At 45.0% G+C, this 17,022-nt stretch carries 13 protein-coding genes; 7 read left to right on the top strand and 6 right to left on the bottom strand.

The features are described 5' to 3' along the window. Positions 1-308: 308 nt before the first annotated feature. Complete coding sequence (gene gap, locus QVP67_RS05905; RefSeq protein WP_022162642.1) at positions 309-1,319, bottom strand: type I glyceraldehyde-3-phosphate dehydrogenase; 1,011 nt, start codon at positions 1,317-1,319, stop codon at positions 309-311. 141 nt (positions 1,320-1,460) lie between these two features. Between gap and mscL the strand changes: the two genes are divergently transcribed. Then, the gene (gene mscL, locus QVP67_RS05900; RefSeq protein WP_022162641.1) at positions 1,461-1,910 is read left to right on the top strand and encodes a large-conductance mechanosensitive channel protein MscL; all 450 of its coding nucleotides are present in this window, start codon (positions 1,461-1,463) and stop codon (positions 1,908-1,910) included. Between the two features lie 163 nt (positions 1,911-2,073). Further along, positions 2,074-3,627, top strand: a complete 1,554-nt coding sequence (gene guaA, locus QVP67_RS05895; protein WP_022162640.1) for a glutamine-hydrolyzing GMP synthase — start codon at positions 2,074-2,076, stop codon at positions 3,625-3,627. Between the two features lie 140 nt (positions 3,628-3,767). On the opposite strand, the gene QVP67_RS05890 is transcribed toward guaA, so the two are convergent. Together QVP67_RS05890 and QVP67_RS05885 are read right to left on the bottom strand one after the other, a co-directional pair. After that, positions 3,768-4,439 (bottom strand): Crp/Fnr family transcriptional regulator, encoded by a 672-nt coding sequence (locus QVP67_RS05890; RefSeq protein ID WP_288179953.1) that lies wholly within the window; start codon positions 4,437-4,439, stop codon positions 3,768-3,770. Between the two features lie 171 nt (positions 4,440-4,610). Beyond that, positions 4,611-5,312, bottom strand: a complete 702-nt coding sequence (locus tag QVP67_RS05885; RefSeq protein WP_288179952.1) for a rhomboid family intramembrane serine protease — start codon at positions 5,310-5,312, stop codon at positions 4,611-4,613. Positions 5,313-5,484: 172 nt separating this feature from the next. Between QVP67_RS05885 and QVP67_RS05880 the strand changes: the two genes are divergently transcribed. Genes QVP67_RS05880 through QVP67_RS05870 form a run of 3 tightly spaced genes read left to right on the top strand, consistent with a single transcriptional unit; the run spans position 5,485 to position 10,097 of the window. Beyond that, positions 5,485-7,443 carry a glycogen debranching enzyme N-terminal domain-containing protein gene (locus tag QVP67_RS05880; RefSeq protein ID WP_022162636.1) on the top strand — a complete coding sequence of 653 codons (1,959 nt, stop codon included), beginning with the start codon at positions 5,485-5,487 and terminating at the stop codon, positions 7,441-7,443. Further along, a complete protein-coding gene (locus QVP67_RS05875; protein WP_288179951.1) occupies positions 7,440-8,705 on the top strand; it encodes a glycosyltransferase family 4 protein in 1,266 nt (421 codons plus the stop codon). Before QVP67_RS05880 ends, QVP67_RS05875 begins: the two co-directional genes overlap by 4 nt. A 21-nt stretch (positions 8,706-8,726) precedes the next feature. Beyond that, on the top strand, positions 8,727-10,097 hold the full coding sequence (locus QVP67_RS05870; RefSeq protein WP_022162634.1) for a glycoside hydrolase family 57 protein: 1,371 nt from the start codon (positions 8,727-8,729) through the stop codon (positions 10,095-10,097). 127 nt (positions 10,098-10,224) lie between these two features. On the opposite strand, the gene QVP67_RS05865 is transcribed toward QVP67_RS05870, so the two are convergent. Then, the gene (locus QVP67_RS05865) at positions 10,225-11,799 is read right to left on the bottom strand and encodes a DUF4270 domain-containing protein (RefSeq protein WP_022162633.1); all 1,575 of its coding nucleotides are present in this window, start codon (positions 11,797-11,799) and stop codon (positions 10,225-10,227) included. A 24-nt stretch (positions 11,800-11,823) separates the two neighbouring features. Further along, on the bottom strand, positions 11,824-12,648 hold the full coding sequence (locus tag QVP67_RS05860) for a glycogen/starch synthase (protein ID WP_071150095.1): 825 nt from the start codon (positions 12,646-12,648) through the stop codon (positions 11,824-11,826). A gap of 248 nt (positions 12,649-12,896) precedes the next feature. Between QVP67_RS05860 and panC the strand changes: the two genes are divergently transcribed. Beyond that, positions 12,897-13,742 (top strand): pantoate--beta-alanine ligase, encoded by an 846-nt coding sequence (gene panC, locus QVP67_RS05855; protein ID WP_022162631.1) that lies wholly within the window; start codon positions 12,897-12,899, stop codon positions 13,740-13,742. 33 nt (positions 13,743-13,775) lie between these two features. Beyond that, the gene (panD, locus tag QVP67_RS05850; RefSeq protein WP_022162630.1) at positions 13,776-14,129 is read left to right on the top strand and encodes an aspartate 1-decarboxylase; all 354 of its coding nucleotides are present in this window, start codon (positions 13,776-13,778) and stop codon (positions 14,127-14,129) included. A 397-nt stretch (positions 14,130-14,526) separates the two neighbouring features. On the opposite strand, the gene QVP67_RS05845 is transcribed toward panD, so the two are convergent. Continuing rightward, on the bottom strand, positions 14,527-16,881 hold the full coding sequence (locus QVP67_RS05845; protein WP_022162629.1) for a bifunctional dihydroorotate dehydrogenase B NAD binding subunit/NADPH-dependent glutamate synthase: 2,355 nt from the start codon (positions 16,879-16,881) through the stop codon (positions 14,527-14,529). Positions 16,882-17,022 lie beyond the last annotated feature (141 nt).

Here is a 17,022-nt window from a genome sequence, read left to right as displayed (position 1 = left end):
TTGGAATGTATGGTGCTCTGAAACAGCTCTGGGCAATAAAGGAGATACGATTTTTTTCCCGAATAACTTATGCCGCATGAGTGCACTGCCTACTGCACTGCGAGTGCACTAACTACTGCACTGTGAGTGCACTTACTATTGCACTGTGAGTGCAGTAACTGTTGCACTATAAAGCTCTAGTTGTTCCGTTTTACGCCTTCTTTTTTCAGTAATTACAGGAGAATGTCGGGCAAAGAAGAAGGGTTTGGGGCAAAAAAATAGGCGACTTCCGAAGAAGTCGCCTAGATATTGATGTTTTTTACTGTCAATTAGCAGTTTACAGATGCCATGTGAGCGATCAGATCAAGAACTTTGTTAGAGTAACCGATTTCGTTGTCGTACCAAGATACAACCTTAACGAAAGTATCAGTCAAAGCGATACCAGCCTTAGCATCGAAGATAGAAGTGTGAGTGTCACCCAAGAAGTCAGAAGAAACAACTGCATCTTCAGTGTAACCCAGGATACCCTTCAGTTCGCCTTCAGAAGCTTCCTTCATAGCAGCGCAGATTTCAGCGTAAGTAGCAGGCTTAGCCAAGTTTACAGTCAAGTCAACTACAGATACATCCAAAGTCGGAACACGCATTGACATACCAGTCAGTTTGCCGTTCAGAGTCGGGATAACTTTACCTACAGCCTTAGCAGCACCAGTAGAAGACGGGATGATGTTGCCAGAAGCAGCACGACCACCTCTCCAATCCTTCATAGAAGGACCGTCAACAGTCTTCTGAGTAGCAGTTGTAGAGTGAACTGTAGTCATCAAACCATCAGTGATACCCCATTTGTCGTTCAAAACCTTAGCGATAGGAGCCAAACAGTTAGTAGTACAAGAAGCGTTAGATACGAATTGAGTACCTTTAACGTAAGTCTTTTCGTTAACACCGCATACGAACATCGGAGTGTCATCCTTAGAAGGAGCAGACATAACTACATATTTTGCACCAGCTTCGATGTGAGCTTGAGCTTTTTCTTTAGTCAGGAACAGACCTGTAGATTCTACTACGTATTCAGCACCTACAGCATCCCATTTCAAGTCAGCAGGGTTCTTTTCAGCTGTAACGCGGATTTCTTTGCCGTTTACAATCAGCTTGCTGTTTTCAACATCAGCTTCGATTGTACCGTCAAATTGACCGTGCATTGTATCATACTTCAGCATGTAAGCCAAGTAATCTACCGGGCAAAGGTCGTTAATACCAACGATTTGGATATCGTTTCTTTTTTGAGCTGCGCGGAATACGAAACGTCCGATACGTCCGAATCCATTAATACCTACTTTAATCATTTTGTTTAAACTTTTAAGGGTTTTATAATGTTTAAAAATAAACTTTCGAGTTTATCCAGACAATTCTTTCCGAATTGCGGTGCAAAAGTAAGAAAATGTTTTTATATTCGTGCTTAAAATCATTATTAAATAATTCAAAAGATGAGAAAAAGTAAATTTTTGCAAGATTTTAAAGCATTTGCCATGAAGGGAAATGTGGTAGATATGGCTGTCGGTGTGATTATCGGTGGGGCATTTGGCAAAATTGTCTCTTCGTTGGTGGCAGATATCATTATGCCAGTTTTCGGTCTGTTGGTGGGAGGTGTAAACTTTACCGATTTGAAGTGGGTTATGAAACCTGCTTGTGTGGTGGACGGGAAAGAGATTGCTGCGGTGACTTTGAATTATGGAAACTTCCTGCAGATGACCTTTGATTTCTTGATTATCGCTTTCTCCATATTCCTTTTTATTAAGTTGATTACACGTATTACTGCTAAACGGAAGGCCGCGGCCGATGCTGTTCCACCGGCACCTCCTGTTCCTTCGAAAGAAGAGATACTGCTGACTGAAATCCGCGACTTATTGAAAGAACAGAGCCAGGCAAACCGATAAAAACCGGTAAGAGCCTGCTTTTACAGCTGATAGTGCTTTGCTTGAAAGGCTGTTTTCGATGAATGTCTGATTCCTTTTTATCATTTTTGCTTCTAAAATAGAACGTATTCGATGGCTTTTTGCTAAATTTGCCAATTATTTATAAAACCATTATTGACATTATATGCAAGAGAAGATTATCATTCTTGATTTCGGTTCGCAGACTACGCAGCTCATCGGCCGCCGCTTACGCGAACTGAACGTCTATTGCGAAATTGTGCCTTATAACAAGTTTCCGCACGACGATGAAAACGTAAAGGGAGTAATCCTGTCGGGAAGTCCCTTTTCTGTGTACGACGAAAACGCCTTTAAGGTGGATCTGACTGGTATTCGTGGTAAGTATCCTATTTTGGGTATTTGTTACGGTGCACAGTTCATTTCTTATACGAATGGCGGAAAGGTAGAACCGGCTGGTAGCCGTGAGTATGGACGTGCTCATTTGCAGACGTTCGAAAAAGATAACCTGCTTTTCCACGGCGTGCGCGATAATTCACAAGTGTGGATGAGTCATGGCGATACCATCACAGCTATTCCTGACAATTTTAAAGTTATTGCTTCGACAGACAAGGTGCGCATTGCTGCTTACCAGGCCGAGGGCGAACAAATGTGGGGAGTACAGTTCCATCCCGAAGTGTTCCATAGCGAAGACGGAACGCAGATGCTGAGAAATTTCGTAGTCGAAGCTTGCGGTTGCCATCAGACGTGGAGCCCTGCTTCGTTTGTAGATACAACTGTAGCCGAGTTGAAGGAACAGCTGGGCAATGATCGTGTTATCTTGGGCTTAAGCGGCGGAGTTGATTCTTCGGTAGCGGCGGTATTGCTGAACCGTGCCATTGGCAAGAACCTGACTTGTATTTTTGTGGATCATGGTTTGCTTCGTAAGAATGAGTTCCAGAATGTGATGCACGATTACGAATGCCTTGGCCTGAATGTGATTGGTGTGGATGCCAGTGACAAGTTCTTCAAAGATTTGGAAGGAGTAACTGATCCGGAGCAGAAGCGTAAGATTATAGGTCGCGATTTTGTGGAAGTGTTCAATGCCGAAGCTCATAAGATTACCGATGCCCGTTGGTTGGCACAAGGAACGATTTATCCTGACCGTATCGAAAGTCTGAATATTACAGGTAAGGTTATCAAGAGTCACCATAATGTGGGTGGTTTGCCTAAGGAAATGAATTTGCAACTTTGCGAACCGTTGAAGTGGCTGTTTAAAGATGAAGTACGTCGGGTTGGTCGTGAATTGGGTATTCCTGAACACCTGATAGGACGTCATCCCTTCCCGGGACCGGGATTGGCAGTACGTATTCTGGGCGATATCACACGTGAGAAAGTACGTATCTTGCAGGATGCTGATGATATTTTCATTCGTGGCTTGTGGGATTGGAAAGTGAAAGATGCCGACGGAAACGAAACGTGCCTCTATCATCAGGTATGGCAGGCAGGCGTTATCTTGCTTCCTGTTCAATCGGTGGGTGTGATGGGCGACGAACGGACTTATGAACGTGCCGTAGCTTTGCGTGCCGTGACTTCAACCGATGCGATGACTGCCGATTGGGCGCATCTGCCTTATGAGTTCTTGGGAAAGGTTTCCAATGATATTATAAATAAGGTGAAAGGCGTAAATCGAGTAACCTACGATATTTCTTCCAAACCACCTTCGACTATCGAGTGGGAATAAGGAAGCCGTTTTTCCAGAGTTTTTCTTTCCACTTTTAATCCCGTTCTTCTGGCAGATAATTTCTTTATTGAAATGTGAATGCAGCTTGAAGGGAATGAGGATGGGAAGAAAAACTCTTTTTTTTATCTCAGCTTTGCTTTTTATTGACGCGAGTTAGCTAATAAAGTTGCATCAGGAATAAAAATCTCTCCTCGGTGCAATTCAACCAGTCCTTTTTCCTGCATGCTATTTAATGTTTTTGATACGCTGATTCGAGTGTCGTTTGTGATCCGTGCCAGTTCTTCCATCTTGATTTTAAGGATTTTTTCTCCATACGGACGCTCTATATGATTAAGTATAAAATCAATGATGCGTATTTCAAGACTGGCTCCTACAGGACTCCATAAGCGTTTATGCAGAATTTGATAACGGTTGCTGAGGATGTTCATGTAGTTCAGTCGGAAAATATCATATTTGAACAAGTTGTTCATTACAAAGCTTTTGCTGATATTAACCGTATGTGCAACAGTGCGCGCAGTGTAGGTCGATATATAATTGGTGGTCATTCCGAACATTGAGTAGGGCTCAATTAGGCAAGGAGCCTGAATGACTTCAATGAGACTGTACGAACCTTCTACTATGGTGGAAGAGGTTATTTCGCCGTTTAGTACAAAGACCAACTGATCACATGGGGTACCGGCGTTGATGAAAACTTCTCCAGTTTTGTGCTTAATAAAATGCAGTCGGACTTTTTCCAATATACAGGTGAAATCTTCTTGGGCCAGACCTTGAAAGAGTGGAAGCTGCAATAAAGTATCGAACATTGTATCCATAATGTTTTCCTCTTCGTATTTTCATGGCAAAGTTAGATATAATCGGTATGTGTTGTAAAAAGATTGTACCTCTTTTTGTTTTTTTATTGTTTCTTAAGCGTGCTATTCATTCAGAGTTTTAGGTCTGTTGTGGCTACTTTTGCAACTTATCGCAGGCTTTTAAAGAGTGATTTATGTTGATGCTGTTGGATGAACGCTGCTGTTTGGGGTAAGACTTTCGTCTGACGGATCCGTATTTTCTTCGCTGGATTCTTCTTCATTTTCAGTATCGGAATCTTCTTCCTCATCATCAAATGGGTCGGGGCGTTGAGGACCACGTTTCATAAAGATGATGGAACAAAGCGTGCCGGCAATGGCGCCGCTAAGATGTCCTTCCCAGGAAGTAGATGCTTTGGCAAATTGTGGAAACATATTCCATACCAGTCCGCCATAAAGGAATGTCACCAGTAGCGAAATGGCAATGAGTGGTACGTATTTTCGTAGCAGTCCACTGAAGAAAAGAAAAAATGCCAGTCCGTAGATTATACCGCTGCAACCGATGTGCCAACCTGGTTTCCCAATGCAAAAAGTCAATATGCCACAACAGATCCAGATGAGAAATAGAATGTAGGGCGCAATTTGCCGGTAAAAATAGAACAGGCACCATGAAAGAAAGAAAAAAGGCAGGGTGTTGGCAAACAAATGTTTGAAGCTGCTATGCACCAGTGGATGTGCGAAAACGCCGAACACGCCTCTTTGCTGCATTGGATATATGCCTAGCTTTGTGAACTCCCAATCCATGCCAACCTCCAATATTTTTAATATATACATAATAAATAGGATGAACAATGGAACGGCTGTGGCTAACGCCATTCTACGTATATCAGGTTTCATATTTCACAGATTTGTCTTTATTTTCTACAATACTACTGATTATTTGGGTAAAAACCGAAAAAAATCGGACTTTTTATTTTGTTTATAGGCATTAATTTGTACTTTTGGCACAGCTACACGTTGTGTAGCGGTGTTTGGCCTGAATAATTAACCTTTAAATAATAGCACAACTATGAGTTATTTACGATTTGACAAGACCCTGATGATTAACCTGCAAGAATCTTTGCCAAGGGAGATTTTGCGGTCAAATAAATCGGGCGCTTATCATTGTACAACTATTGTAGATTGTAACACACGCAAATATCATGGACTGTTGGTGATTCCTGTCCCCAACTTAGACGATGAAAATCATGTGCTGCTATCTTCTTTGGATGAAACGGTAATTCAGCATGGTGCAGAGTTTAACCTGGGTTTGCATAAATATCAAGGCAATCACTACAGTCCGAATGGCCATAAGTACATTCGTGAGTTTGATTGTGAGCATATCCCGGCAACTACTTACCGTGTAGGAGGCGTTATCTTCCGTAAAGAAAAGATTTTTGTACATCATGAGAACCGGATTCTGATCCGTTACACCTTGGTTGATGCCCACTCGGCAACTACTCTTCGTTTTCGACCCTTCCTGGCATTCCGCAGTGTGCGCGAATATACCCATGAGAATGCTCAGGCAAGCCGCGATTATCAGCTTGTAGAAAATGGAATAAAGACTTGCATGTATCCAGGATATCCTGAATTATTCATGCAGTTGAATAAGAAAAACGAATTCCATTTTCAGCCAGACTGGTATCGTGGAATTGAGTATGCCAAAGAGCAGGAACGCGGTTACGATTTTAATGAAGATTTGTATGTTCCCGGGTATTTTGAAGTGGATATCAAAAAGGGAGAAAGTATTGTTTTCTCTGCTGGTATATCCGAAGTGTCGACTCGCAAGCTGAAGCAGACTTTTGAAGCAGAAGTTGCAGACCGTACTCCACGGGACAGCTTCTACCATTGTTTGGTAAATTCAGCACATCAGTTCCATAATAAGCAAGGTGATGAACATTATGTTCTGGCCGGTTATCCATGGTTCAAATGCCGTGCGCGCGATTTGTTTATTTCTTTGCCAGGCCTTACATTAGCGATTGGTGAACTTGATGAATTCGAGGATGTGATGCGGACTGCTACAAAAGCTATTTATGAATTCATGAATGGCGAACCACGTACCTACAAAATTTATGAGATGGAGCATCCGGACATTCTGCTGTGGGCTGTGTGGACGCTGCAACAATATGCTAAAGCTACTTCGCGCGAGCAATGCCGTGAAAAATACGGCAAATTGTTAGAGGATATAATGGCTTATATCCGTGGAAGAAAACATGATAACCTCTTTTTGCATGATAACGGGTTGCTTTATACTAACGGAACTGAAAAGGCGGTAACATGGATGAACTCTACAGCCAATGGACGTCCTGTAGTTCCGAGAACAGGGTATGTAGTTGAAATTAATGCTCTGTGGTATAATGCACTTCGTTTTGTAGCTGATATGTCGCGCGAAGGAGGAAATACTGCTCTTGCTGATGAACTGGACATGCAGGCTGAGACTGCAGGAAAATCATTTGTAAGTGTATTCCGTAACGAATACGGATACCTTTTCGATTATGTGGATGGTTATATGATGGATTGGAGTGTCCGTCCCAACATGATCTTTACTGTAGCATTCGACTACTCTCCGTTAGACCGTTCGCAGAAGAAGCAAGTTCTGGATATTGTGACAAAAGAATTGCTTACTCCCAAAGGCTTGCGTACTCTTAGTCCGAAGAGCGGTGGATACAATCCTTATTATGTAGGTCCACAGATTCAACGCGATTATGCTTATCATCAGGGAACTGCGTGGCCGTGGCTGATGGGTTTCTATATGGAGGCTTATTTGCGTATCTATAAAATGAGCGGAATCTCATTTGTAGAGCGTTACCTGATTGGTATGGAAGACGAAATGACCTGTCATTGCATCGGAACTTTGCCGGAACTGTTTGACGGGAATCCTCCTTTTACAGGACGTGGCGCTGTGTCGTTTGCAATGAATGTGGCCGAAATTCTGAGAATATTGAAATTGTTGTCGAAATTAAAATTATATGAGGAGGAAAAAGGATGAGAGTATTAATGTTTGGTTGGGAATTTCCTCCCAAAATATATGGTGGTCTTGCTGTAGCTTCGTATGGTATAACGAAAGGCTTAAGTCTGCAAGGGGATATGGAAACGATTTTCTGTATGCCTAAACCTACCGGACAGGAAGAACAGTTTCTGAAAATTGTTGGAATGAATCAGGTGCCTATTGTATGGCGTGATTTTGATCATGACACGTTGAAGTCGCGTTTGTATGGGCAGATGACACCTGAGGACTATTATGCATATCGGGATCATATTTATGCGGACTTCTCGTATATGCATGTGAACGATATGGGTTGCATGGAGTTTGCCGGAGGTTATCCGGGAAATCTGCATGAAGAAATTAATAATTTCTCTATTATAGCTGGTGTAGTAGCTCGTAAGGAGCAGTTCGACATTATTCATGCTCACGATTGGTTGACTTATCCGGCCGGTGTACATGCCAAGATGGTTAGTGGAAAACCATTGTGTATTCATGTACACGCTACTGATTTCGACCGTTCGCGCGGTAAAGTGAATCCTACGGTTTATTCCATTGAAAAGAACGGCATGGACTATGCAGATTGCATTATGTGTGTATCTGAATTGACCCGACGTACCGTCATCAACGAATATCATCAGGATCCGCGTAAGGTGTTTGCCATGCACAATGCTGTGTATCCGCTTTCTCAAGAATATCAGGACATTCCTCGCCCGGAACATACAAAAGAGAAGATTGTAACTTTCCTGGGCCGTATTACCATGCAGAAGGGGCCGGAGTATTTTGTAGAGGCGGCAGCGATGGTTTTGCGTCGTACCCGTAACATCTGGTTTGTAATGGCAGGTTCGGGCGATATGCTGGATGCGATGATCAATTTAGTGGCTGAGCGTGGTATCGCCGACCGTTTCCATTTCCCGGGTTTTATGAAAGGGAAGCAGGTGTATGAAGTGTATAAGGATAGCGATGTGTTTGTGATGCCTTCGGTTTCCGAGCCTTTTGGTATAGCCCCGTTGGAAGCGATGCAGTGTGGTACGCCTTCTATCATATCCAAACAGTCGGGATGCGGTGAAATTCTCAATAATGTTATCAAGGTTGACTATTGGGATATTCATGCAATGGCTGACGCTATTTATGCCATTTGTAACTATCCTTCACTTTTCCATTATTTGCAGGAAGAAGGAAAGAAGGAAGTGGATGGAATTACTTGGGAGAAAGTGGGCCTGAGAATCCGTGCCCTTTACGAGGATGTGTTAAGAAACTATAGGTAAACACTAAAACAATAATTAGAAATGAGAACAATCTGTCTTTATTTTGAAATACATCAAATTATTCATCTGAAACGTTATCGTTTCTTTGATATAGGCAATGATCATTATTATTATGATGATTATGCCAATGAAACCAGCATTAATGAAGTAGCTGAACGTTCGTATATCCCGGCTTTGAATGCGCTTATCGAGATGGCCAAGAATTCCGGTGGAACATTCAAGGTTGCACTTTCTATTTCGGGCGTAGCATTGGAACAATTGGAAATTCATGCTCCGGCTGTTATCGACTTGTTGCATCAGTTGAATGAAACTGGCTGTTGTGAGTTCCTGGCAGAGCCTTATTCTCATGGCCTTTCTTCGTTGGCCAACGAAGATTGCTTCAAAGAGGAAGTTATGCGCCAGAGTGCCAAGATGAAACAAATGTTCGGTAAGGAACCTAAGATATTCCGCAATTCAAGTTTGATCTATAATGATGAAATCGGTGCTATGGTAGCCAGCATGGGATTCAAGGGAATGCTGACCGAAGGTGCTAAATACATTCTGGGTTGGAAGAGTCCGCATTATGTATATCATTGCAACATGAATCCTAACTTGAAGTTGCTGTTGCGCGACTATAAGTTGTCCGATGACATCAGTTTGCGCTTCTCCAATTCAGAGTGGAATGAATATCCGTTGTTTGCAGATAAATATATCGGTTGGATTGATTCGCTGCCACAGGAAGAACAGGTAATCAACATCTTTATGGAGCTTTGTGCATTGGGTATGTCGCAACCGTTGTCTTCCAATATATTGGAATTCTTGAAGGCATTGCCGGCTTATGCAAAGGAAAAAGGCATTACTTTCTCTACACCAACCGAAATCGTCACCAAGCTGAAGTCTGTATCTCAGCTTGACGTACCTTATCCGATGTCTTGGGTAGATGAGGAAAGAGATACAAGCTGCTGGTTGGGTAATGCTATGCAACGTGAAGCCTTTAATAAACTGTATAGTGTGGCAGAGCGTGTACATCTTTGCGATGATCGCCGTATAAAGCAGGATTGGGATTACTTGCAGGCAAGTAACAACTTCCGTTTTATGACAACTAAAAACAGTGGTGTGGGGCTGAATCGAGGCATTTATGAGTCGCCATACGATGCTTTTACCAATTATATGAATATTCTGGGGGACTTCATCAAACGTGTAGATTCTCTTTATCCTGTAGATATAGACAATGAAGAACTGAACGCTTTGTTGACTACTATCAAGAATCAGGGAGATGAGATTGAGAAGCTGAATAAGGAGTTGGAAAAGGCACAGGCTAAATTAGCTAAATTGGCACCCGAAAAGAAGACAACTGCCAAGAAGGCTGCTACTACAGCTAAGACAACCAAGAAGGTAAAGGAAAGCAAATAAACAAACGTACATTTCAATAATAAAGGCTGCTCGATAGGGCAGCCTTTATTATATAAAAAAATAAACGGATACTTGTGAAGAGATAGTTGACAAGTACCCGTTTATTTCTTGTATAACTTGTTTGCTTTTATTTCTTGAAAGTCGTGTATGTTACTTCCAGTTTCAACTTGTCGCCGGTCGTTCCACCTTTAAGTTTGGCATAGCTGGGTTTTAGATCGTTCTGTATACCTATTAAAGTGGTTTTATTGGTATCGTATGACGCTGAAACCGGAATTAACCAGACTTTATCCCAATCAGGGTTCTCGGCAGTCCACTTGGCTTCCCATTCGGCTTCGTTCCAGTTGCTTCCAGCTTCTTTTTGTGCTTCGGCTTTCGCTGTATTTTTGATGCCGATGCACGATGTTACCAGGCGTGCAATATTGCTGAATGTGTATTGGTTGGTTGCAATATTGTTGTGAGCAACGGTGTACGATGTAATATTATCCGGTAACTGATTTTCTGTGAAGAATTTCTTGTAATCGGATTTGCGTATCAGCAATACGTTGTCGGGCGCACTCATGCTGAACTCGTAATTATCCTTTTGGTGATAATTAGTAAAGGTCAGTTTAACGGCATTCAGTGTGTCGTTGGCAAGTTCCTTGTAAATTTCGTCGTAGGGCAAAACAGCTTCAGTAAAGATTCCGGCTGGCGATTTGATGTATGTCCAGTCTGTTTCCTGCAAGCGTTCCTGTAATTTGTCTGAATTGGTGAACTTATTTGCCTGAACAACCTCTTTGGTCGAAGCGAAAACGGTAGCAGTACTATAATATAAAGAGTCTTCGCCTGCTTTTCCATTTTCATCATCAGACTTTTTCTTCAGGGCAAGTCCGGTCTCTTCGTCTACATAGTGGAAACGGAATTGCATCTGTAAGTCCACACGGTCGATATAAAGGATTGTGCCATCGCCGTAATCGCTTTTGGCATATATACCTTTAAAGATGTTGTTGATGAAGTTTTCGGCATTCTTGAAATAATCGTTTTTGCCTTCCTGGTATTCCCGGTTCAGTTTCAGAATCCTGTTGCCATACTGTTCTTTGTCGAGGCGGAAGGCTACGTAAGGATAGTAAATGGGATTACCATATGAGTCTGTTGCATTTCTTACAGAGTCGGGAATCGTTGCGTCGTAAGCACTGTATGCTTTTCTGCCAAGCAATTTGTTGGGGTCGTAATACTTGGTAATGTCGAAATCGGTATAACGGTAATTGTCGGCTGTCTTACGGTCGTTCAGCCATTCGTCATTCAGCTCGTAAACGCTCATGCGGCAAGCATTCAGCGAATTGCCAAACCATTTTTCATAGTATAGAACCAAACTTACCGATACTACCGTGTCACCAGCCATCATACCGGTTCCGCTTGTTCCGTCTGCACTTTCTTTGTACACGGCGGGGAATGTGTAGTCGTCTGTACAATTTAGCTCGCTTAGGAAGCTGGATTCATAATATCCGAAATCGGGGTCTGTGAATCGGCCGATATATCCGGTGCTTGTTTTAGAAAAAACTTGCTCTGCTTCAACTGAATAAGTTGTTACATCAAATGAAGCAGTGTGGGCTGACAAACCGTCTGAGTCGGGTAGCATTCCCATTCCCAGTGTTCCGGTGTTGTCGTCGCATCCGAAGATGCTTAACAGTGCCAATGACAGGATTCCTATATACTTGGCTTTCATAAATTTAGTGTCTTGGATTTGCTTTTATTGTTGTTCAGTTTCCCATACTTTGTCGTAGAAGTCGTTGCAGGCGTCGGCAAAATTGTCGGGCGACTGATAGTCTAATACCAGTTTTCCGGCCTGTCGTGCGTATTCCATTACTTCTTCGTTGACGTGCTCGCTTTGCTGGACAACGCCGTCGGAGAAGTCGACAGCCAGCTTGCAGAGCGTAGCATAGTCTATTGGGCTTTTCAGGTGTGCCACATCTTTTTTAGCAATGCCTTTCAGCAACAGCTTGTTGGGATAGTCTGGGTGGAAAGGTTGCTTGAAGTCGTCGCCGTATAACGAGAATACTACTTTGGCATTTCTGAAAGAAGGTTCGTCCTTGTAGGCCTTCTTTATATAAAGAGGAGCCAAAGCGGTCATCCATCCGTGACAATGAATGATGTCCGGACACCAGCGCAGTTTTTTGACGGTTTCCAGTACGCCACGGGCATAGAATATGGTACGAGCATCGTTGTCCTCGTATTCATTTCCGTTTTCGTCAGTGATTTGCAGGCGATTCTGGAAGTAATCGTCATTATCGATAAAGTATACTTGCATACGTGCAGCCTGTATGGATGCTACCTTGATGATAAGCGGATGGTCCGTGTCATCAATGATCAGATTCATACCGGAAAGGCGTATCACTTCGTGCAGCTGGTTTCTGCGTTCGTTGATATTTCCCCATTTGGGCATGAAAGTTCGTATTTCTCTGCCTTTTTCCTGGATGGCTTGCGGTAAGTGTCTGCCTACAAGAGACATCTCGGTCTCTGAAACGTATGGAGTGATTTCTTGTGTTATAAATAAAACCTTGTTCGCCTTTGTCATAATAATAACAATGTTCTCGATTATTTGGCAAAGATACAAAAAAATCGGGCAATCGGACAAAATAACCAGTCCTATTATTCCTTATGTTTTGTTAACTAATTGTATATCAGTGGCGATATTAACCCCTCTGAACAGGAAAAGTGGCTGAAACCTGCATAATTTTACGATATTTCTTCTTTATGTGCTAAATATTGGTTTATTTTGCACCGTTTTAGCGAACAACAAAGTTATTTTTATAACCAATAGAAATGGAAATAGTACATACTATCAAGGACTTGCAGGCTGCTTTGGCGGCCTTGAGAGCCCAGGGTAAAACGGTAGGACTGGTACCTACAATGGGTGCCTTGCATGCCGGTCATGCTTCGCTGGTGAAGCGTTGTGTTGCCGAGAACGATGCAGCCGTAGTGAGTGTTTTTGTTAATCCCACGCAGTTTAACGACAAGAACGACCTGGCAAAGTATCCGCGTACGCTGGATGCCGATTGCCGTCTGCTGGAGCAGTGTGGCGCAGCCTTTGCCTTTGCTCCCTCTGTGGAAGAAATGTATCCCGAACCCGATACACGTCAGTTCAGCTATGCCCCGCTGGATACGGTGATGGAGGGTAAGTATCGTCCGGGGCACTTTAACGGTGTTTGCCAGATTGTGAGCAAGCTGTTCGAGGCTGTAAAGCCCGACCGTGCTTATTTTGGTGAAAAGGACTTCCAGCAGTTGGCCATCATCCGCGAGATGGTGCGTCAGTTAAAGTTCCCGCTGCAGATTGTGGGCTGTCCCATTGTCCGCGAGGAAGACGGCTTGGCTTTGAGTAGCCGTAACGCACGTCTTTCGGCCGAAGAACGTCAGCAGGCACTGAAGATTTCGCAAACGTTGTTTGCCAGCCGCGATTACGCCAAGTTGCATACGGTAGCCGAAACACAAAAGTTCGTGGAAGATGCCATTGAGGCTGCTCCCGGTTTGCGTCTGGAATACTTTGAACTGGTAGACGGAAACACGTTGCAGAAGATTGCCAACTGGGAAGATACGTCGTATGCGGTAGGCTGTATCACCGTGTTCTGCGGAGAGGTTCGTTTGATTGACAACATCAAGTATAAGGAGTAAATTCAATATCAATATATAAAAAGGAATAGTCGTATGATGATTGAAGTGCTGAAATCGAAAATACACTGTGCACGTGTTACGGAAGCTAACCTGAACTACATGGGAAGTATTACGATTGACGAAGACCTGATGGATGCCGCCAACATGATTGCCGGTGAGAAGGTTTACATTGCCGACAACAACAACGGAGAGCGTTTCGAAACCTATATTATCAAGGGCGAACGTGGCTCGGGTAAGATTTGCCTGAACGGTGCAGCGGCCCGCAAGGTGCAACCTGATGACATTGTCATTATCATGTCGTATGCGCTGATGGACTTTGAAGAGGCCAAGACGTTTAAACCGACGGTCATTTTCCCCGATCCGCAGACCAACAGCATTGTAAAATAAGTCTGTCCTCGGCCGAGGCTGACAAACAATATTCTGAAGCCCCGTCGCAGGCAAGGTGCAGTAGCCTTCCTGCCGATGGGGCTTTTTGTGTGTGGATGGCTGGGGTTTGTGTCCGAAACCTGTGGGCTTTTGTTTCGAAACTCGTGGGGTTTTACTTTGAAACCCTTGGGGTTTTGCTCCAAAACTCGTGGAGTTTTGCTTCGAAACTCCCGGCGTTTTGTTTCGAAAGCCCTGGGGTATGGATTTGAGGGGAGAAGAGGCTGCTCGGGACGAAGGAAAAGAAAAGTCCCTTCTGCTTTCCGTATTTCTCTTTCGGCTGAAGGAGAAGCTGCGGAGAGGCAGAAGGGACTGTTGGTATGTGCTTCGGATGCCCGAAGGCTAATGTCTGTCAGAGGTATTACTCTTGCAGGTTGGCGTGCATGGCAGCAGCTGCGCGTCGGCCGTCGCCCATGGCCAGAATAACGGTAGCTCCACCGCGTACGATGTCACCACCGGCATAGATCGTCGGGATGGACGACTGCATGTTTTCGTTGACGGCGATGGTGTTCTTGCGACCCAGCTCCAGACCCTTTACCGATTTGGGCACAATGGGGTTGGGCGATACGCCTACAGCAACGACAGCCATGTCGATGTCCAGTGTAACCGTTGCTCCAGGAATGGCTACGGGGCTGCGTCGGCCGCTGGCATCGGGCTCGCCCAGTTCCATCTTTTGCAGTACTACCTGCTTCACGGCACCTTTCTCGTCGGCAATGTATTCGATGGGGTTGTGCAGCGTAAGGAATTCGATGCCTTCCTCCTTGGCATGCTTCACTTCTTCCAGTCGGGCAGGCATTTCGGCCTCGCTACGGCGGTAGACGATGAACACTTTTTCAGCTCCCAGACGCTTGGCTGTACGGCACGAGTCCATAGCGGTGTTTCCGCCGCCCACTACCATCACGCGCTTGGCAGGGTTGATGGGGGTGTCGGTTTCTGGATTGGAAGCGTCCATCAGGTTGACACGTGTCAGGTATTCGTTGCTCGACATGATGTTCACGCTGTTCTCGCCCGGTATACCCATGAAGTTGGGCAGTCCGGCTCCCGAAGCAATGAATACGCCTTTGTAACCTTCTTTCTGGAGTTCTTCTACACTTTCGGTCTTACCGATGATGCAATCCTTCACGAAGTGTACGCCCATCTTTTCGAGATTGTTGATTTCAACGTCCACAATCTTGTTGGGCAGACGGAACTCGGGGATACCATATTTCAGCACACCGCCAATCTCGTGCAAGGCTTCGAACACGGTTACGTCGTAACCATACTTCACCATATCGCCGGCAAAAGTCAGTCCGGCAGGGCCTGAACCTACAACGGCCACCTTTATACCGTTCTTCGGAGCCAGTTCGGGCAGAACGATGTTACCGCTTTCGCGTTCGTAGTCGGCCACGAAGCGTTCCAGATTGCCGATGGCTACGGCCGGTTCGTTCATCTTCAGGTGGATGCACTGGCTTTCGCATTGTTTTTCCTGTGGGCATACACGTCCGCAGACAGCGGGCAGCGACGAGGTTTGCTTCAGCACGCGGGCTGCTTCGAGGAAGGCACCACGCTCTACGTTCTTGATGAACGACGGAATGTTGATGCTGACGGGGCAACCCTGCATACACGTCGGGTTGGCGCAGTCAAGACAGCGCTTGGCTTCGGTCATGGCCTGCTCTTTGGTGTAGCCGGTATTTACTTCTTCCGTGCGGGTTGTGGCACGATAAACGGGGTCGAGCTCGTTCATCGGACAGCGGGGAATGGCGGTGCGTTCCTTCGGCTTCATGCTTTTGCGCAAAGCTTCGCGCCACGGGGCTTTGCGGTCGAGGAGTTCTTCCATCGGAGCCTGGGCCTGAGGAGCGTTTGCTTGCGAGGCCAATGCATCCGGCTGTGCGCCTTCCTGGGCAGTAGCATGACAAACGGAATCGGCCAAATGGCTCATTTCTTCGCGTTCTACATCCTTGAACGAGCCCATGCGCTTGAACATTTCGTCCCAGTCTACCTGATGGCCGTCGAATTCGGGACCATCTACGCAGACGAACTTCGTCTTTCCACCCACGGTGATACGGCAGGCACCACACATGCCCGTACCGTCTACCATGATGGTATTCAGCGAAACGTCGGTAGGAATATTATATTTTTGAGTCAGCAGACAGCAGAACTTCATCATGATGGCGGGGCCGATGGCAAAACATTTGTCCACCTTCTCGCGCTTGATGACACTTTCGATGCCTTCGGTCACGAGGCCTTTGTTGCCATACGAGCCGTCGTCGGTCATGATGATAACCTCATCGGACGAACGGCGCACTTGTTCTTCCAGAATAATCAGGTCTTTGCTACGTCCGGCCAGTACGGAGATGACGCGGTTACCTGCCTCCTTCAGTGCCTGTATGATGGGCAACATGGGGGCTACACCTACACCGCCTCCGGCGCAGACAACAGTACCGAAGTTTTCGATGTGCGTGGCTTGTCCCAGCGGTCCTACTACGTCGAGGATGTAGTCGCCTTCGTTCAGTTGGCAAAGTTTGGTGGATGACAATCCGACCTCCTGCACCACCAGCGTGATGGTGCCTTTCTGTACGTCGGCACCGGCTATGGTCAGCGGCATTCGTTCGCCTCGGGCGTCGACACGTACAATGACGAAGTGTCCTGCCTTGCGGGAGCGGGCAATAAGCGGTGCTTCCACTTCGAACTTGAACACTTTCTCCGAAAATTGTTCTTTGCTGATGATTTTATTCATTTCCTTATTTTTTGTTGGTATAATTACGTAATTACTATCAGATTGATAGGTTATGCAAAGATACGGCTTATTTGTAAATTACAAAGAAAGAAAGGAAAGAAAGTTTGGGAAAGGGAGAGGGGGGGGAGGAGTTCAGGCGCT

The sequence above is a fragment of the Bacteroides sp. CAG:633 genome, assembly GCF_000435115.1.
In the GTDB taxonomy this organism is placed as follows: domain Bacteria; phylum Bacteroidota; class Bacteroidia; order Bacteroidales; family Bacteroidaceae; genus Bacteroides; species Bacteroides ndongoniae.
This window is presented reverse-complemented; position numbering and strand designations above follow the sequence as displayed.